At 60.8% G+C, this 16,193-nt stretch carries 20 protein-coding genes; 14 read left to right on the top strand and 6 right to left on the bottom strand.

Annotation, left to right across the window (positions count from 1 at the left end; genetic code table 11):
• Positions 1-30: 30 nt before the first annotated feature.
• Positions 31-1,098: an imelysin family protein gene (locus EQW76_RS06990; RefSeq protein ID WP_224129479.1), complete on the top strand. Its 1,068-nt coding sequence runs from the start codon at positions 31-33 to the stop codon at positions 1,096-1,098.
• Entirely contained in the window at positions 1,046-2,191 is a 1,146-nt protein-coding gene (locus EQW76_RS06985) for a DUF1513 domain-containing protein (RefSeq protein ID WP_202617123.1), read from the top strand. The genes EQW76_RS06990 and EQW76_RS06985 overlap by 53 nt, the downstream gene beginning before the upstream one ends.
• 33 nt (positions 2,192-2,224) lie before the next feature.
• On the opposite strand, the gene EQW76_RS06980 is transcribed toward EQW76_RS06985, so the two are convergent.
• The gene (locus EQW76_RS06980) at positions 2,225-3,304 is read right to left on the bottom strand and encodes a DUF2252 family protein (RefSeq protein WP_142823712.1); all 1,080 of its coding nucleotides are present in this window, start codon (positions 3,302-3,304) and stop codon (positions 2,225-2,227) included.
• Between the two features lie 120 nt (positions 3,305-3,424).
• On the opposite strand from EQW76_RS06980, the gene EQW76_RS06975 reads away from it, so the two are divergent.
• From EQW76_RS06975 to EQW76_RS06955, 5 genes are all read left to right on the top strand, one after another.
• A complete protein-coding gene (locus EQW76_RS06975) occupies positions 3,425-3,877 on the top strand; it encodes a TspO/MBR family protein (protein ID WP_142823711.1) in 453 nt (150 codons plus the stop codon).
• Positions 3,878-3,946: 69 nt separating this feature from the next.
• On the top strand, positions 3,947-4,396 hold the full coding sequence (locus EQW76_RS06970) for a PaaI family thioesterase (protein WP_111216155.1): 450 nt from the start codon (positions 3,947-3,949) through the stop codon (positions 4,394-4,396).
• Entirely contained in the window at positions 4,393-5,034 is a 642-nt protein-coding gene (locus EQW76_RS06965; RefSeq protein ID WP_142823710.1) for a 5'-methylthioadenosine/S-adenosylhomocysteine nucleosidase, read from the top strand. Before EQW76_RS06970 ends, EQW76_RS06965 begins: the two co-directional genes overlap by 4 nt.
• A 94-nt stretch (positions 5,035-5,128) precedes the next feature.
• On the top strand, positions 5,129-6,691 hold the full coding sequence (guaA, locus tag EQW76_RS06960) for a glutamine-hydrolyzing GMP synthase (protein ID WP_142823709.1): 1,563 nt from the start codon (positions 5,129-5,131) through the stop codon (positions 6,689-6,691).
• Positions 6,692-6,984: 293 nt separating this feature from the next.
• Positions 6,985-8,265 carry a tyrosine-type recombinase/integrase gene (locus EQW76_RS06955; protein ID WP_142823708.1) on the top strand — a complete coding sequence of 427 codons (1,281 nt, stop codon included), beginning with the start codon at positions 6,985-6,987 and terminating at the stop codon, positions 8,263-8,265.
• On the opposite strand, the gene EQW76_RS06950 is transcribed toward EQW76_RS06955, so the two are convergent.
• The 4 genes from EQW76_RS06950 to EQW76_RS06935 all read right to left on the bottom strand — a co-directional run bounded on the left by EQW76_RS06950 (position 8,195) and on the right by EQW76_RS06935 (position 10,517).
• Positions 8,195-8,491 carry an AlpA family phage regulatory protein gene (locus EQW76_RS06950; protein ID WP_142823707.1) on the bottom strand — a complete coding sequence of 99 codons (297 nt, stop codon included), beginning with the start codon at positions 8,489-8,491 and terminating at the stop codon, positions 8,195-8,197. The two genes, EQW76_RS06955 and EQW76_RS06950, sit on opposite strands and share 71 nt — an antisense overlap.
• Positions 8,492-8,950: 459 nt before the next feature.
• The gene (locus EQW76_RS06945; RefSeq protein WP_161991115.1) at positions 8,951-9,439 is read right to left on the bottom strand and encodes a PaaI family thioesterase; all 489 of its coding nucleotides are present in this window, start codon (positions 9,437-9,439) and stop codon (positions 8,951-8,953) included.
• Positions 9,440-9,627: 188 nt separating this feature from the next.
• Positions 9,628-9,933, bottom strand: coding sequence for a nickel-binding protein (locus tag EQW76_RS06940; protein ID WP_142823706.1), 306 nt, complete (start codon positions 9,931-9,933; stop codon positions 9,628-9,630).
• Positions 9,934-10,088: 155 nt separating this feature from the next.
• Complete coding sequence (locus tag EQW76_RS06935) at positions 10,089-10,517, bottom strand: MarR family winged helix-turn-helix transcriptional regulator (protein ID WP_142823705.1); 429 nt, start codon at positions 10,515-10,517, stop codon at positions 10,089-10,091.
• A gap of 181 nt (positions 10,518-10,698) precedes the next feature.
• Between EQW76_RS06935 and EQW76_RS06930 the strand changes: the two genes are divergently transcribed.
• The 7 genes from EQW76_RS06930 (at position 10,699) to EQW76_RS06900 (ending at position 16,022) form a co-directional block, all read left to right on the top strand.
• The gene (locus EQW76_RS06930) at positions 10,699-11,100 is read left to right on the top strand and encodes an MAPEG family protein (protein ID WP_142823704.1); all 402 of its coding nucleotides are present in this window, start codon (positions 10,699-10,701) and stop codon (positions 11,098-11,100) included.
• A gap of 5 nt (positions 11,101-11,105) precedes the next feature.
• On the top strand, positions 11,106-11,807 hold the full coding sequence (locus EQW76_RS06925; protein WP_203452796.1) for an SDR family NAD(P)-dependent oxidoreductase: 702 nt from the start codon (positions 11,106-11,108) through the stop codon (positions 11,805-11,807).
• Positions 11,808-12,057: 250 nt separating this feature from the next.
• Entirely contained in the window at positions 12,058-12,660 is a 603-nt protein-coding gene (locus tag EQW76_RS06920; protein WP_161991114.1) for a TetR/AcrR family transcriptional regulator, read from the top strand.
• A 128-nt stretch (positions 12,661-12,788) separates the two neighbouring features.
• Positions 12,789-13,253 carry a DUF1348 family protein gene (locus EQW76_RS06915; RefSeq protein ID WP_142823702.1) on the top strand — a complete coding sequence of 155 codons (465 nt, stop codon included), beginning with the start codon at positions 12,789-12,791 and terminating at the stop codon, positions 13,251-13,253.
• Between the two features lie 255 nt (positions 13,254-13,508).
• Positions 13,509-14,135 (top strand): glutathione S-transferase, encoded by a 627-nt coding sequence (locus EQW76_RS06910; RefSeq protein WP_142824427.1) that lies wholly within the window; start codon positions 13,509-13,511, stop codon positions 14,133-14,135.
• 10 nt (positions 14,136-14,145) lie between these two features.
• Entirely contained in the window at positions 14,146-14,832 is a 687-nt protein-coding gene (locus EQW76_RS06905) for a cupin domain-containing protein (protein WP_142823701.1), read from the top strand.
• Positions 14,833-15,068: 236 nt separating this feature from the next.
• Positions 15,069-16,022: a LysR family transcriptional regulator gene (locus tag EQW76_RS06900; RefSeq protein ID WP_142823700.1), complete on the top strand. Its 954-nt coding sequence runs from the start codon at positions 15,069-15,071 to the stop codon at positions 16,020-16,022.
• On the opposite strand, the gene EQW76_RS06895 is transcribed toward EQW76_RS06900, so the two are convergent.
• Positions 15,931-16,191, bottom strand: a complete 261-nt coding sequence (locus tag EQW76_RS06895; protein ID WP_142823699.1) for a DUF2274 domain-containing protein — start codon at positions 16,189-16,191, stop codon at positions 15,931-15,933. The genes EQW76_RS06900 and EQW76_RS06895 overlap by 92 nt on opposite strands.
• Between the last annotated feature and the right edge of the window lie 2 nt (positions 16,192-16,193).

Genomic DNA, 16,193 nt, shown 5'->3' with positions numbered 1-16,193 from the left:
CCTTGGAAATTTCTCGCTGCTGCCCTGCTGATGACAAGCGCTGCTATGCCGGCCGGTGCAGAGACGCCGGCGCCCGGCCCCATGAACGACGCGGCGGTCCCCGGCGTTATGCAGAAGGCCGTCGATGACGTCATCCGCCCCGGCTACACAAGGATGCACGCGTCCTCAAATGCGCTTTCGACCGCGATAACAGGTCTTTGCAAAAATCCCTCGGTGCAGGCGGAAACGATCGCTAAAGCTGCCTTCACCGACACCATCACGGCGTGGTCCATGATCGAGATCGTCCAGGTTGGACCGGTTCTCGACAAGAACCGCTTCGAGCACATCCTGTTTTACCCCGACCGCAAGGGCATCGGCATGAAGCAGGTGCAGGCGCTCATCGCCAAGGCCGACGAGAAGGACACCACAATTGCCGATGTTGCCGCCAAGAGCGTCGCGCTGCAGAGCCTGACGGCGCTGGAATACGTGTTGTATGGCAATGGCTCCGAGACGCTTGCTACCGATAAAAACGGCTTCCGATGCCGCTACGGTGCGGCCATCGCCGGCAATATCGCGCAGGTCTCCGGCGATATTTCAGCCGAATGGGACGACCCGAAGGGCGTACAGGCCTCCTGGAAGACACCGGGCAAGACCAGCGACGATTTCATGGACAACAAGGAAGCCATCACCGCTCTGCTCGGCATCCTTGTCCACGGGGCTGAGAACGTCCGCGACCAGCGGCTGGAGACCTTCTACAAGGGCGACCCTGCGGCGGCCCGACCGCACATGGCCATCTACTGGCGCTCCCGAAACACCTGGCCCTCGGTGAAGGCCAACCTCGAAGGCTTGCAGGCTCTGTGGCAGAAAGCTGGCATGACCGACCTCCTGCCGCCGGCCAAGCATGACATCGCTGCGAAGATAGACACGAGACTGAGCCAGTTGATCGCCACCGCAGGCTCGATCAATCCCGATATCGAAGCCGCCATCGGCGACCCCACGGAGCGCGGCAAGATCGATACGCTGCTCGCCGAAGCCCGGTTGCTGGCGACCGATCTCTCAGACGGCTATGGCGTGGACATCGGTCTGTCGGCCGGCTTTTCGTTTGCTGACGGAGACTGAGGCCTTGCGCAGCGCGCTCATCGATCGCCGACAATTCGTCAAGGCTGCCGGGATCGGTTTCCTCGCATGCCTCCGGCCAGACGCGCTGATGGCGCTGGAGCGGGCCGATGCGGTCTATGCATCCGGCATCCGCGCAGCCGACGGCTCCTTCGCCGTGGCGACCGTGACCGAGCGCGGCGAGATCGTCGATCGCGTGGCCCTTCCCGCCCGCGCCCACGGCATGGCCTTTTCGAAAGCGACCGGCCATACCGTAGCCTTCGCCCGCCGCCCCGGCACCTACGCGATGATTTTCGATCCTTTAGGCAAGGCCGAGCCTATCGTTATCGCCGCCGCAGAAGGGCGCCATTTCTACGGCCATGGGACATTTTCTCCGGACGGCCGGTTGCTCTATGCCAGCGAGAACGACTTCGACAACAACCGCGGCGTCATCGGCCTCTACGACGCCCGCAATCGGTTCTCACGCATTGGCGAATACCAGACCTTCGGCACCGGGCCGCACGACATGACGGTGTCGGACGACGGCCGTCTCATCGTCGTCGCCAACGGCGGCATCGAGACCCATCCGGAATTCGGCCGCACGAAGCTCAATCTCGACCACATGGAACCGTCGCTGACGCTGATTGACGCGGCCACCGGAGCATTGGTCGAAAAACACGGCCTGCCGGCGGAATATGCCCAGGTGTCGACGCGTCACGTGGACATAGATGCCAGTGGCAGGATTTGGTTTGCCTGCCAGTACGAGGGCCCGCGCAATTCGCTGCCGCCTCTCGTCGGTCACTTCGCAAAGGGCGAGGATCTGACGTTCGTGACGCTGCCCGACGACACGACGCGGGCACTCGGCAACTATGTCGGCGCCATTGCCGTCAACCGGCATGAACATCTGGTCGGCGTTACCTCGCCGGTCAACGGCACAGCCGTGACACTCGACGGCCGCACGGGTGTCGTATTGAAAGTCGAGAGCATCGACAATGCCGCCGGTATTGCGCCCGGGGCGGATGGCTTTGCAGTCTCCTCCTACGACGGCACTTTCGGTGGTGCCCGTAGCGATGTTGCCTGGGACCAGCATATCGTGAGGATCGGCCGGCCGGTGTAGCCGGTTGCCTCGGGCAAACGAGTTGCCCCAAACTCAGCCAGCTGCCGCATACTCGGCCTGCTCTGCAGCAACTGCGGCTGCCGCCGTCTTCGCCGCCGCACGCAGCCACGCATCGCCGCGCGCATCGAGATCGGCGAGGATGGCCGGGATGACGGACGCGTCGTTCGAATGGCAACTGGCGATCTCGAAACCCATGAGGTCGAGCATGTTCGGCATAAGCAGCATGTCGAGATCGCCATCGACCTCGATCTTGCGGCTGTTCGGCGAAAGGCGGCGAACAAGGAGGTCTCCCGTGATCCTGTATTGCGGATCGGGAGAACGGGCCCGGCCGTCAGCGATAATTCCGGCATGAATGGCGGTGTTGGCGGGGTCGTGGCGCAGCGACCAGGCGGACATGGCGAGCGCCTTGACTTCCCTGAGGACCGGGCCACCGCGCCAGTAATCCACCATCGCTACAAAGCGTGGACGACCAAGGCTTCCCGTGCCGGCAGTGCGGGGCTTGATAACAAAGTCACGCGTATGCTCTGGCATCGAACCATGGAGCACTTCCAGGTATTTTTGCCGCGGCGGTGCGGTGCAGGCCGGCAATTCTGTAAATTTCTCCCAGAAATCCTTACGCTCGCCATTGGACAACATGACGGCCTTTCGCAGCCACTTGTAGTCCCGCTCGAGGATAACGGGCATCGACCTACCTAGTCCGCGTCGGTAGCCGGCAAGGATAGCAGCGGCAATGGCAGTGGTAGAGGGCGAGCTTGCCTTGCGGGCAAGAATGGCACTTGTCGTCAAGCGAACGAGATCGAGCACATAAGGCATGGTCGCTGCATCATCGAAATCGTTGGCTCCCCATACCAACCGGCCTTCGCAATCGCGCCACGTTCCGAAGTTTTCAAGATGGGTATCGCCGATCGCCAGCACCTCGGGCGCCGACGCCAGTTCGGGGCAGAGGTCGAGGATGGTTTCAGCCCAGCGCCAGTAGGTGGCGCGAAGGAACGCGAAGCTGCCGCTCTTCATCTTCTGGTGCTTCAGGGCGAGATCGGCCTCTACAATTTCTCCCGGCAGCGCCGTCCGCAGCCACGTCTCGTAGGATTCAGTCGACTGCAAGATGCTAGCCATCACACTTTCCATTCTAACTTCGGTCAATTTTCAGAGCCACACGCAACCGTGCAGCCGGGAATGCATACTGGCAAGGTATGACGCTTGGCGGACAGGCGGCGCTACCTTATGTTGGTCGCCATGAACAAAGCATCGACCTATATCGTCTTCATCGTCGCCGTTCTCGGGATAGGACTTGCGATCGGCTTCTTCAATCTGCCTGGTGCCTGGTACCAGTCGCTGGTCAAGCCGCCGTTCAATCCGCCGAACTGGCTGTTCGGCCCTGCCTGGACCACGCTTTACGTCCTCATCGGCATTGCCGGTGCACGCACATGGCTCATGGGGCCAAAGACGGAAGGCATGAAGCTCTGGTTCGTCCAGATGGCACTCGACTTTCTCTGGTCGCCGTTTTTCTTCGGTCTAGAGAAGCCGGTGATCGCGCTCGTCATCATCCTCGGAATGCTGATCGTCATCCTCGCCTTCATCGCCAACCGCTGGCAGCGCGACAGGATTGCGGCGCTGCTGTTCATCCCCTATGCCGCCTGGGTTGCCTTTGCGATGGTGCTGAACGCTTCCATCGCCTATCTCAACTGAAATTGCCCTGTCGCCGCTTGTCTGACACCGGCAGCCATGCCACTTTCCCGTGACCAACGAGGGCATGGCATGAACGATGGCAGCAGCGGCGATTTCAGGCAGCGGATCCGCGACAGCTTCGAGAAGCAGGCAGCGATGGAAACCATCGGCGCCGAGCTCACGCGTGTCCAGCACGGCATGGTCGAGATCGAACTGCCCTTCGACATCAAGCTGACGCAGCAGCACGGTATCCTGCATGCCGGCATCATTTCTGCAGCCCTGGACTCCGCCTGTGGGTTTGCCGCCTACAGCGTCATCGATCCGGAGGCTTCCATCCTGACCATCGAATTCAAGGTCAACCTGATGTCGCCGGGCCGCGGCGAGCGCTTCCTTTTTCGCGGCGAAGTCACCAAGCCGGGCACGACGATTATCGTCGCCGACGGTCGGGGCTACGCCATCGGCGACGGACCTGCCAAACTGATCGCCTCGATGACCGGCACGATGATGGTGATCCGCGGCAGGGAAGGAATTTCGGGATGAGCTTCGAACTGAAATCCGTTTCCGGCAAGACGATCCTGTTCGTGATGGCGGCAGAGGCGGAATACGGGCCGTTCCTGCGCTCCCGCATCGAGCCGCTGATGACCGGTGTCGGGCCGGTCGAGGCAGCGATTGCGCTCACCCGGACGCTTGAGCAGCTCGACGCCCGCGACGAACTGCCAGATCTCGTCGTTTCGCTCGGTTCGGCCGGCTCTGCAACGCTGGAACAGACCGAGGTCTACCAGGTCAGCTCCGTTTCCTACCGCGACATGGATGCTTCGCCACTGGGGTTTGAGCGCGGACGCACGCCGTTTCTCGATCTTCCTGCCTCAGTCGAACTGCCGCTGCGTATCCCGGCAGTGCCGACGGCCAGCCTGTCGACCGGCGGCAACGTCATCTCGGGAGCGGAAGCCTATGCCGCCATCGGTACTGACATGGTCGACATGGAGACCTTCGCCGTGCTGCGCGCCTGCCAGACCTACAGCCTGCCGCTGATCGGGCTGCGCGGCATATCGGACGGCATCGTCGAGCTGCAGCATATCAGCGGCTGGACAGAATACCTGCACATCGTCGACCGCAAGCTCTCCTATGCCGTCGACAGCCTGTTTGCAGCGCTTGAGGACGGTGTCTTCTGGTTCTGAAAGCCCTGCTGCCAAGGACAATCGGGACAATATTTTTAACGCTTGCCGGCATTGCCCGATTGCATGAAGCAAGGCTTTTCTCTAAAGGCTCGCCATGACCCATACAGTTCATCCAGATACCGTTCTCATCGTCGATTTCGGCAGCCAGGTAACCCAGCTAATCGCTCGGCGCGTCCGCGAAACCGGCGTCTATTGCGAGATCGCCCCTTTCCAGTCCGCCGAAGCAGCCTTTAACCGGCTGAACCCGAAGGCGGTCATCCTGTCCGGCAGCCCGGCATCGACGGTCGACGAAGGCTCGCCTCGGGCACCGCAGATTATTTTCGACAGCGGCCTTCCGGTCTTCGGTATCTGCTACGGCCAGCAGGTGATGTGCATGCAGCTTGGCGGCATGGTAGAGAGCGGCCATCACCGCGAATTCGGCCGCGCCTTCCTTGAGGTAAACCAGGATTGCAAGCTGTTCGAAGGCCTCTGGTCTTCCGGCTCGCGCCACCAGGTCTGGATGAGCCACGGCGACCGCGTAACGGCGCTGCCGGAAGGCTTCGAGGTCATCGCCACATCGTCGAACGCGCCTTATGCTTTCATCGCCGACGAGAAGCGCAAATATTACGGTGTGCAGTTCCATCCGGAAGTGGTCCACACGCCTGATGGCGCCAAGCTTATCGCCAACTTCATCCACAACATTGCCGGCCTCAAGGGCGACTGGACGATGTCGGCCTACCGCGCCAAGGCAGTCGAAGCGATCCGTGCCCAGGTCGGCAGCAGCAAGGTGATCTGCGGCCTATCCGGCGGTGTCGACTCCTCCGTTGCAGCGCTGCTGATCCACGAGGCCGTCGGCGATCAGCTGACCTGCATCCTCGTCGACCACGGCCTGATGCGCAAGAACGAGGCGGCCGATGTCGTCGCCATGTTCAAGGAGCACTATAACCTGCACCTGGTGCATGTGGATGCGTCCGACATGTTTATCGATGCGCTGGAGGGCGAAAGCGACCCGGAGACCAAGCGCAAGACGATTGGCCGGCTGTTCATCGACGTCTTCGAGGCCGAGGCAAAGAAGCTCGGTGGCGCCGATTTCCTCGCCCAAGGCACGCTCTATCCTGATGTCATCGAGAGCGTCTCCTTCTCTGGCGGCCCATCGGTCACCATCAAGTCTCACCACAATGTCGGCGGACTGCCCGCCCGGATGAACATGGCCCTGGTGGAGCCGCTGCGCGAACTGTTCAAGGACGAAGTCCGGGTGCTCGGCAAGGAGCTCGGCCTTCCCGACAGTTTCATTGGTCGTCACCCCTTCCCCGGCCCCGGCCTCGCGATCCGCTGCCCCGGTGGCATCACACGCGAAAAACTCGAAATCCTGCGGGAGGCCGACGCAATCTACCTCGACGAGATCCGCAAGGCCGGCCTCTACGACGCCATCTGGCAGGCCTTTGCCGTGCTGCTGCCGGTACAGACCGTCGGCGTGATGGGCGATGGCCGCACCTACGAATTTGTCTGCGCGCTACGCGCCGTCACCTCTGTCGACGGCATGACTGCCGATTTTTACCACTACGACATGGAATTCCTCGGCCGCGCCGCCACCCGCATCATCAACGAAGTCCGCGGCATCAACCGCGTCGTCTATGACGTCACCAGCAAGCCACCCGGGACCATCGAGTGGGAATGATTTTCGCCCATCCCAGGGTATCCGGCTGTATCCCGAAATACGACATAACACTCTGAAATAAAAAAGAAAATAGTTCAGTACCGTTCGAGGACTATCGGCCGGCAGAGATGGCTTCTGACGTACTCGCTGACGGTATGCTTCCCTCTTGCGAAAGTGGATTTCGTCCGATACCGTCAAGGTCTGAGCGCCTTTGACGGTCTTTTTTTACGCCTAATAGACTGTAAGAAAAAGAGATTTTGCTCAAACGGTGCCCGAAAATGGCCTGACGGTCCTTTTTTCATGGAGGCGCGGAAATGCTTACTGATGCGGCGCTTAAGCATCTGAAGCCAAAAGAGAAAATCTACAAGGTGACGGATCGGGACGGCATGTATGTGCTCGTAAAACCTTCAGGGACCCTCACATTCCGGCTGGATTACCGGTTGAACGGGCGGCGCGAGACCGTCACGTTCGGCAAATACGGTCCGGCCGGCCTGTCGCTTGCTCGGGCTCGAGAGTTGTGCATCGACGCCAAGCGGGCCATCGCCGAGGGGCGGTCGCCGGCGATTGAAAAGCAGCGGGACAAGCGCCGGCTCTTGGAAGCGAAGAGCTTTGGCGAGTTCGGCGAGAAATGGCTGACCACGGCGCCGATGGCGGACAGCACGCGCGCGATGCGCCGATCGATCTTCGAGCGGGAGCTTCTACCCGTATGGCGGAACAGGCTTCTGAAAGAGATCACGCCGGACGACTTGCGTGCCCATTGCGGCGCGATCGTCGATCGCGGTGCGCCGGCGACGGCGATCCACGTCCGGGACATTCTCAAGCAGATCTACAGCTTCGCGATCCTGCACGGCGAGAAGGTCGCCAACCCCGCTGACGATGTCGGACCGGCTTCGATCGCGACCTTCGTACCGAAGGATCGATCGCTCTCGCCGACCGAGATCAGGGTCATGCTCAAGCTGATCGAGAAGGTGGCAACGCTGCCGACCATCAGGCTGGGCATGCGCCTCTACTTGCAGACCATGGTGCGCAAAAGCGAGCTTCAGGACGCCACGTGGGACGAGGTCGATTTTGAGAACGCGGTCTGGACGATTCCTAAGGAGCGGATGAAGCGCTCCAAGGCACACAACGTCTATCTGTCGCGCCAGATTCTGGACATCATGATCGCGCTGAAGACCTGCGCTGGCAATTCGAAGTACCTATTGCCGTCACGCTATGACGCGGATGCGCCCATGTCGCGTGCGACGTTCAATCGCGTCACCTACGCGGTCGTCGAGCAGGCGAAGAAGGAGGGGCTGCCGCTTGAACCTTTCACAGTTCACGACCTGCGAAGGACGGGCTCCACGCTGCTGAACGAGTTGGGCTTCAACAGCGACTGGATCGAGAAGTGCTTGGCGCACGAGGATGGCCGTTCCTCGCGCGGCGTTTACAACAAAGCGGAATACGAGGTGCAACGCCGCCACATGATGCAGGAATGGTCGGACATCATCGACGCCTGGGTCGGAGGCAAGAAGCGCATGCCGGTGCTCATCCCGCCTTCGATGCCGCTGTTTGAGCCAGACCCGGCTCTCGAACAGGGCGCGACCGCCGCTGCCTGACATCAGGAGATTGAGCGCGCCTGATGGGGATCGATCGGCGGGAGGCCAACCAGGCTTCGACCTCCGCCAAATCCCATACGACGCAGCGCGGTGAGAGAGCGAAGCGCTGGGGAAAGTCTCCCCGCAGTTCCATTTCGTAGATGGTGCTGTCGGCAAGGGGCACCATTTCGCGGAGTTGCTGTCGACGGATGGTCCGCTTGATTGGAATGCCATTTCGGTGAGCCATCATCGTCTCCTCAACTCGCCCTCTGGGGGAAATGAGCGCGATAGGCCCCGAAAGGGAAGGGAGGAAATTCAGATGTCGGGTAGCAGGATACTGTGGCGTACAAATAGAAAGCTGTCGGGCCTGGTGATCGATGCACCCATCGCGCTGAAGGCGAGGTCACCAGTTCGAATCCTGTCGGTGCGCCACCTACGCTAGACTGCGACCGCTAACCCGACGATGCGATATCATACGCATGTGCATCCGATCATCCTCCCACGAGGCGCCGCCCCTGCGTAGATGAAACTGATAACTACGTTTCCGCCGGGGCACTATGATGCCCGCCACTCAGGCGCCGTTAGCGGCCAATCCCAACCTAAGGACGCCGATCTTGCTACGCCGATGTTTAGGGTCAGCAGATGGGCCGGACGCGGCTTACGAACTTACAGCCATTTCCGCGGGAGATCTCAGATGAGCGCGAGTCTATTCGATCGGAAATGGCTGTAGCTCTCGCGGCGCCGTGATGCGCTTCATCGTGCCGGAGAAGGTGAGAACCGGCCGGCCAGCGGACGACAGCGTGCCGCGCATGAACACGATCGAGCGGCCCGCGCGCACCACCTCGCCATGGCCCTCGAGCAGCTCGCCCTCATGGGCCGCATCGATGAACTCGGACGAGAAGGAGAGGGTGACGCCGCGCCCGTCCAGCAGGACCTTGTTGCCGAGCGCGAACAGGCAGTAGTCAGCGAACGCCATCAGGCAGCCGCCATGCACCGCACCTGAGCCGTTGATATGCTTCTTCTCCAGGCGAAAGGCGCAGCGGATTTCGCCGTTCTCTTCCTCGCGATGCCAGAACGGGCCGTTGTTGACCTCGAAGTTGTCGCGCGTCCAGGTCCACCAACCGGCGAACTCGCCCGACGTCGCCTGCACGGCGCCATCATGGCGGGGAACGGCATCTTTTGGCACGGCGCTCACAGAATTCTCCCGACGGCAAAATGCGCTTTTGAAACACCCTTACGGGTAACCTGGCCGTCTCTGCTTGACGGGAAAGATGCCGGCGCCTGGAGTTGAAGCCAGCCAGGCGCCGACATTTCGTGGGGGCCGGCGCGAGGGCAGCACTTGGTAGAGCTTGCCTCACGCACCGGACGGCCGCCGTATAGGGCCTATTCTTTCGACTTGTCGGGCGCCTCCCGCAAGTCGACCCCCGTCACGCGCTTCACTTCTGTTATCGAATCATACGGCAAGCCGATGGCTTCATGAGCCTTCCGAATCGCTTCCACGTCCGGTCCAGCTGTAAAGCAATAGGCTTTGCCTTCGTGCAGGTTGACATGCGCGCCAAGGGCCAAGCCGCCTTCCCCTTCGCAAGCCTGCTCAAATCCGCCATAGGTGGCGATAAATTCTGCTTCGCTGAGCTGCTGCTTCGGAAAGCTACCCTTTGCGTGGTCGTGCGTGTCGATGAAGTACTTCATTCTGGGACTCCGTGTTGAGTTTGGCTTGGGCTATCGTGTATATACACGACATTGTGTGAGCGGAAACACTGAGGGAATGGCTCTAGGTCATCGATGATCTCCTTTTGAAGCCCGGCTGTTGTCCCGACGCGTAGTCAGGTCATTCTACGCTTGTGCTACGTGGCGTGAATAACGCGATCGAGAACATCACGGAGAGCGGCCCAATCCGGATCACCCAACTTCTGCCTTAGGCTGCCTTGGGCACGCTTCCAGTGGGGTAGCGCTTCACGCAAGCGCGAACGACCTTTCTTGGTGATCTCGATCGTGCGGCTTCTGCGCCAGCCTTCGAGACCGACTGAGATCAACTCGTCGTCCACTAGCGGACCCAAATTCCTGGTCAGAGTAGACCGATCCATCCCAAGGAAGTTAGCCAGAGAGGTAATCGAGATTGCGCCATCGATTGCAACGGCGACCAAGAGAGAGAACTGGGTCGAACGAAGCCCCACGGGCCGTAGTGCATCATCATAGGCGCGGGTCACGGAGCGCGCCGCCATTCGTACCTTGTGGCAGGCACAGTTCTCCACAATGTCTCGCTCGATCGTCATCCCGGCTCTGCCCGTCGCAATGTGTAGTGCATATACACGATATGAGCATGATCCGATTTGGCGGTCAATCGCTAATGTCGTGACCCCATGCGCTTCTTCGAGGAGGCAATTACAGGGCTTGACTCTCTACCTACTAATATGTAGATGATGCTGCACACACCGTTTGGCGGAGAGGAAATGCATGTCTACTGAACTCTATTGGATGACGCTCACAGTTCTGATGACCGCGCTATTCTGGGTGCCATACGTTCTCGACCGCTTGGTCGTGCGCGGTCTATGGACGGCGCTCATTGACACCAAGCCCGAGGGTAGCGGACCGCATTCGGTGTGGGCGCAGCGCGCAATCAGAGCGCATCTAAATGCGGTGGAAAATCTCGCGATCTTCGTACCGGCAGTGCTGATCGTGGCCATTCTCCACATCTCGACTCCGGTCACGAGAGCGGCAGTAGTACTCTACTTTTTTGCGCGCCTCGCTCACTTCCTCGTTTATACGGCCGGCATGCCCGTATTGCGGACGCCGCTGTTCGCGGCGGGATGGGCTGCACAAATTCTTCTTCTTGTCAGCATTCTGGGGTGGATTTGAATCCCATGAGCAGCCCGCTTCTCCTTATCACAGGCATTGCCGAGGGCCTTGGCACCAGCATCGCAGCGAGCTTTGCAAACGCGGGCTATGATGTTCTCGGGTTGGCTCGAAGCAACAAGGCGGCGGTTTCTATTGGCGGTATTGTTGCGAAGGCGGGACGCGAATACACGCATCTGTGCTGCGATTTGACCAGGCCGGACGGAGTTGCGGAAGCGCTCGGACCACATCTCAACCGGATCAACGTCGTGATCCACAATGCTCACACACTTCTGATCAAGCCGTTCGAACAAACCAACGAGATAGAGTTCGAAGGCGTCTGGCGAGTGACGTGCCTTGGAGCCATGGTCGTCGTGTCGCTTGTGTTGCCAAACATGATCGCTGCGGGGAGCGGTACGATCATTTTGACGGGGGCGACGGCGGGCCTGCGCGGAAACGCCAGGTTTGCGGCGTTTGCCTCCGCGAAGTTCGCGCTGCGGGGATTGGCGCAATCTCTGGCGCGAGAGTACGGGCCTTCAGGCATTCATGTCTCACACGCCGTTCTTGACGGCCTTGTCGACGAACCGCAGACCGAGCAGCGATTTGGGCCGGCCCAATCGAAGAGGATGAACCCCGATGCAGTCGCCAGAATGTATCTGGACCTTGTTGGCCAGGATTCATCGTGCTGGACGCACGAACTAGACCTCCGGCCCTTTGGGGAAAGGTTTTGAAGGAGCGCGACAAACGAGCTGGATCCAATTTCACGGCGGGTTGCTCTGGCCACAAGCCGCATGCGGGAGCCATAGTTGAGATCCACAGAATGCAGAGGCGGTAAACCAAAATTGCTGCTGGCGGGGTACGATGGGCGACCATGCGATAGCGCCCGTAGTTTGCTCGTAAACCCTGCCGACTTCCGCAGCAGTTTAGGCGTACAGAAAGGATTGTGCTTTGGGTAAAGCGCGGACATCTACATGGAGAGGCGTGAAGCGCAACACCAAACCTGCGCCTGTTCCGAGGTCAGATACAGCGGAAAAAATACTCGATGTCGCGGAGGCCCTGATCCAAACGCGTGGCTGTAGTGCATTCAGCTATCAGGATATTGCCGATGCACTCAGCATCAGAAAGGCCAGCATCCACTACCACTTCGAATCGAAGTCCGATCTCGTGATAGCCGTCATTGATCGCTACGCTGACAGATTTGGCCGGACACTCGAAGAGATCGAGCGCGACGAGTCCGCATCGTCAATGTCCATGCTGGACCACTACACCGCGCCTTACGCGGCGTTCGCCGAGACGCCGAACCGGGTGTGCCTGTGTGGAGCATTGTCCGGGGAAATTCTGGCTCTGCCTCCCGAATTAGGCGCGCGGGTCGCTCGCTTCTTCAATTCTCATCAAGCCTGGCTCACGCAAATCCTGAAGCGAGGCACCGCGCGAGGTGAGTTCAAGTTGCCTGGGCCAGCAGCCAAGACTGCCCGCCTGATATTTGCCGCGCTACAGGGCGCCCTTCTAGTCAGGCGGACAATTGGGGATGCTTCGCAAGTGAAAGACGTCATCCAGGTCTTGAAGGCGCAGTTGAAGGCCTGATGGCTTGGATGCCGGACAATTGAAGCAACCTTCGTATCTGATGGGAACGCCCACGCCAGATTCCGCCGGCATCGCAACTCGCTTGGCTGACAGTTGCCACGCTGGAACCACCGATTGGAGAAGTAGCCATGAGCCGCCCGCCGCTTCCGCCCTTCACCGCCGAAACTAGCGCACAGAAGGCGCGCATGGCCGAGGACGCATGGAATACGCGCGACCCGGCTCGGGTTGCACTCGCCTACACAACCGATAGCCGCTGGCGGAATCGCGGGGAGTTCCTGCAAGGTCGCGAGGCCATCGAAGCGTTCCTTGCGCGCAAGTGGACGCGCGAACTTGATTACCGCCTGATCAAGGAAGTCTGGGCCTTCCGCGAAGACCGCATCGCCGTGCGCTTCGCCTATGAGTGGCACGACGACAGCGGTCACTGGCTCCGCAGCTACGGGAACGAGAACTGGGAATTTGACGAGCACGGTCTGATGCGCTTCCGCATCGCCAGCATCAATGACGTTCCAATCGGGGAGAGTGAGCGCAAATACCACTGGCCCCTCGGCCGCCGCCCCGACGATCACCCATCATTAAGCGAACTCGGGCTTTGAACAGAATCGATGGTGCGTTTTCCCTTCACGAGCCGGCCTCTTTCGATCAAGCCGTGGCGGGCATCCTCTAAGGACTCGTCGCTGAGCACACGTAGCGTTTTTTGTTTGCATCAATACCTACCAACTAGTTGACAGTCATCCAGATGTTCGACATATCCCAGCTGAAGCGGACTGCACCCCCCTTGGGCAATTCGCCCCTGAGCCCGCCCTCTCAACACCAGCGAACCACCTCACACAAACGGAGCATCCGCCATGCTGAAGATCCACGACTATAAGGGCTTTCCCAATCCCACCCGAATCCGTATCGCGATAGCCGAAAAAGGCCTGAGCGATGCGGTTGAGTTCGTCACCGTCGACGTGCCCTCGGGCGAGCACAGGCGTCCCGAGTTCCTGGCCCGGAATCCCGCGGGGGCGGTGCCGGTGCTTGAGCTCGAGGATGGCGTTCACATCGCCGAGTGCACAGCGATCACCGAGTACCTCGACCACCTCAACGCCGAGCCGACGTTGACGGGCAAGGGAGCGCGAGAGCGCGCGCTCATCCACATGATGCAGCGCCGCGCCGAAGCAGGCCTGCTCGATGCGGTCGCGGCATACTTCCACAATGCAACACCCGGCCTTGGCGCGCATATCGAGACCTACCAGAACCCGGAATGGGGCCAGAAGAACCGGGAGCGAGCACTCGCTGGTATGCGCTACCTCGATGAGGTCCTAGGCAAGCAGCCGTATCTCGCAGGGGAGCGGTTCACTGTGGCCGATATCACCGCGTTCGCCGGCCTCGCCTTCGCCGACTTCGCGAGGATCGACATACCAGCCGATCTCGCGAATTTGAGGGCGTGGCGCGCCCGCGTCGCGGAGCGTCCCAGCATTGCTCAGGCCCGTTAGGGAGAGGCCCATGGAACTGAACGCAGACTTCTCTAAGCGCGCGGTAGTTCATGCGGCCAGGCTCCCCTGGACGCCATCGCCCATCGTCGGCGTCGAGCGCCGGATGCTCGACCGCATGGGTGAGGAGGTGGCGCGAGCCACCAGCATCGTGCGCTATGCTCCGCAATCCCGCTTCTCTCCTCACACACACGGTGGCGGTGAAGAGTTCCTCGTGCTCGGGGGCGTATTCCAGGACGAACACGGCGACTTTCCGGCCGGCTCCTACATCCGGAACCCTCCGACGTCGTCGCACACACCGGGATCGCTTCCGGGCTGTACGATCTTCGTCAAGCTCTGGCAGTTCGACCTCCACGACCGCACCAGCCTGCGCCTCGACACCACCACGATGTCGTATGCCCCCGACGTCGAGCGTCCCGGGGTGGAGCTGATGCCGCTGTTCCAGGACGGGCGTGAGAGTGTTCGCCTGGAGCGCTGGGCGCCCCATGCCAAGATCGTCCTGCCAATGCCGGGCGGCATCGAGCTTTTGGTCCTGGACGGCGAGTTCAGCGAGGGCGGCGACAGCTTCGCGGCGCAATCGTGGCTCCGGCTTCCGGCCGGCGCGGAGCTGCGTTCCAGGGCAGGCGCGAGCGGCTGCCGGGTGTGGGTTAAGACCGGCCATCTCGCCTATCCGCAATCTGTTCCTGCCGCGGCCGGCTGAACCGACGATGGGGCTCTCATCGCGGTGAGGAATACACCTTCGATGAGGTGGCTTGAAACGTCGGGCGGTCCGGTGACATCGAAGACTCGCCGGGTGCAATTCTGAATTTTTGAAAGGGACCCGCCATGATCAGCATGCACGCCGGGTGTCTGCCAGCACTAGAGGCCGACGGCATCCGCTACCTCAAGATTCCGGTTGATGCACTGTGAAGCCGTTGAATCGGGCTTGGGGCAATGATGACTATTGAGCTCAAGCACCTCCGTTATGCCGAAGCTGCGGAACGGTGCGGCAGCTTTCGCAAAACGGCAGATTTGTTCGCACTGAAGCAGTCAAACTTAAGTCGAAGAATCAGACATCTGGAGGAGGAGCTCGGGATCACGTTGTTCGAGCGAACGAACGGCGGCGTGCGGCCGACCGCGGCCGGAAGGGACTTTGTCGATGGCGTTCGGCGGGTTCTCAATGAGCTGCAGGTCGTCATTGAGGGGGCAAAGGCTGTCGGACGCGGTGAGGCCGGATATCTGAAGATCGGCTTCTACACCTCCCTCTCGGCCGGCAATCTCAGGGCGAGTCTGGTCGAGTATAGCCATCGCTTTCCACTGGTAGAGATTGCCACTGTCGAGGGGTCCCGGACACGACTGTTCGACGGGATTCAGAACGGCACGATCGACATCGCCGTCGTCACGGGCGAGCCGGCTTCAGATTGCAATCGCTCGATGGTCTTGTGGAGCGAGCGCATTCTTGTCGCGTTGCCCGAAGATCATGCGCTTGCCGTGAACGACATTATCTACTGGACCGACTTGAAGCGCGAACGATTCCTGCTGAGCGAGCGCGATCCTGGTCCGGAGATCCAGGATATCCTCGTGGCCAAGCTCAGCTCGCCCGGCGATATGCTTGACGTCGTGCGGCACGATGTCAGCCCGGAGAACATCAAGAGCCTGGTTGGCGCCGGCCGCGGTGTCAGCCTGATGTGCGAGGCGTGCATGGGGGCCAGCTATGCCGGCGTCGTCTATCGCGAAGCCCGCGACGGCAACGGCTCGACCCGGATCGGGTATCAGGCGTATTGGCGGGATGGCAACGACAACCCCGCGCTCTGGAATTTCATTCGTCTTTTGGAGGAGCGCTGCCCGCCAGCTGCGAACGGGAACGGGCCGCGTGGCGGAGCTTCGCGAACCCCCGATCCGTCGCCATGAACCGTTCGACCATCGGCGCGATCAGCTTGGCGGGCTCGACAGCTTGCCGGCTCTCGCGGCCAAGGATCTCCGCATAGGCGATGAGATCGCGGTGAAGGGCAGCGGGCAATTCCACCGAAATCTTCACCGGCTTGTCGTCTTCGAGCGGTCCGAGCTTTAGCTTGCCCATCG

The organism is Rhizobium sp. rho-13.1, from assembly GCF_007000305.1.
Lineage (GTDB): Bacteria > Pseudomonadota > Alphaproteobacteria > Rhizobiales > Rhizobiaceae > Rhizobium > Rhizobium rhododendri.
Note: the sequence above shows the minus strand (reverse complement) of the source record. Positions and strands in the feature narration are given on the sequence as shown.

What these genes read in the sequence shown, in the direction of transcription:
- EQW76_RS06915 (WP_142823702.1), top strand. Translation starts at nt 12,789, where the DNA reads ATGAGCCGCCCGCCGCTTCCGCCCTTCACCGCCGAAACTAGCGCACAG.
- guaA (WP_142823709.1), top strand. Translation starts at nt 5,129, where the DNA reads ATGACCCATACAGTTCATCCAGATACCGTTCTCATCGTCGATTTCGGC.
- EQW76_RS06940 (WP_142823706.1), bottom strand. Translation starts at nt 9,933, where the DNA reads ATGAAGTACTTCATCGACACGCACGACCACGCAAAGGGTAGCTTTCCG.
- EQW76_RS06930 (WP_142823704.1), top strand. Translation starts at nt 10,699, where the DNA reads ATGTCTACTGAACTCTATTGGATGACGCTCACAGTTCTGATGACCGCG.
- EQW76_RS06975 (WP_142823711.1), top strand. Translation starts at nt 3,425, where the DNA reads ATGAACAAAGCATCGACCTATATCGTCTTCATCGTCGCCGTTCTCGGG.
- EQW76_RS06900 (WP_142823700.1), top strand. Translation starts at nt 15,069, where the DNA reads ATGACTATTGAGCTCAAGCACCTCCGTTATGCCGAAGCTGCGGAACGG.
- EQW76_RS06980 (WP_142823712.1), bottom strand. Translation starts at nt 3,304, where the DNA reads ATGGCTAGCATCTTGCAGTCGACTGAATCCTACGAGACGTGGCTGCGG.
- EQW76_RS06985 (WP_202617123.1), top strand. Translation starts at nt 1,046, where the DNA reads ATGGCGTGGACATCGGTCTGTCGGCCGGCTTTTCGTTTGCTGACGGAG.
- EQW76_RS06905 (WP_142823701.1), top strand. Translation starts at nt 14,146, where the DNA reads ATGGAACTGAACGCAGACTTCTCTAAGCGCGCGGTAGTTCATGCGGCC.
- EQW76_RS06990 (WP_224129479.1), top strand. Translation starts at nt 31, where the DNA reads ATGACAAGCGCTGCTATGCCGGCCGGTGCAGAGACGCCGGCGCCCGGC.
- EQW76_RS06935 (WP_142823705.1), bottom strand. Translation starts at nt 10,517, where the DNA reads ATGACGATCGAGCGAGACATTGTGGAGAACTGTGCCTGCCACAAGGTA.
- EQW76_RS06965 (WP_142823710.1), top strand. Translation starts at nt 4,393, where the DNA reads ATGAGCTTCGAACTGAAATCCGTTTCCGGCAAGACGATCCTGTTCGTG.
- EQW76_RS06925 (WP_203452796.1), top strand. Translation starts at nt 11,106, where the DNA reads ATGAGCAGCCCGCTTCTCCTTATCACAGGCATTGCCGAGGGCCTTGGC.
- EQW76_RS06950 (WP_142823707.1), bottom strand. Translation starts at nt 8,491, where the DNA reads ATGGCTCACCGAAATGGCATTCCAATCAAGCGGACCATCCGTCGACAG.
- EQW76_RS06895 (WP_142823699.1), bottom strand. Translation starts at nt 16,191, where the DNA reads ATGGGCAAGCTAAAGCTCGGACCGCTCGAAGACGACAAGCCGGTGAAG.
- EQW76_RS06955 (WP_142823708.1), top strand. Translation starts at nt 6,985, where the DNA reads ATGCTTACTGATGCGGCGCTTAAGCATCTGAAGCCAAAAGAGAAAATC.
- EQW76_RS06970 (WP_111216155.1), top strand. Translation starts at nt 3,947, where the DNA reads ATGAACGATGGCAGCAGCGGCGATTTCAGGCAGCGGATCCGCGACAGC.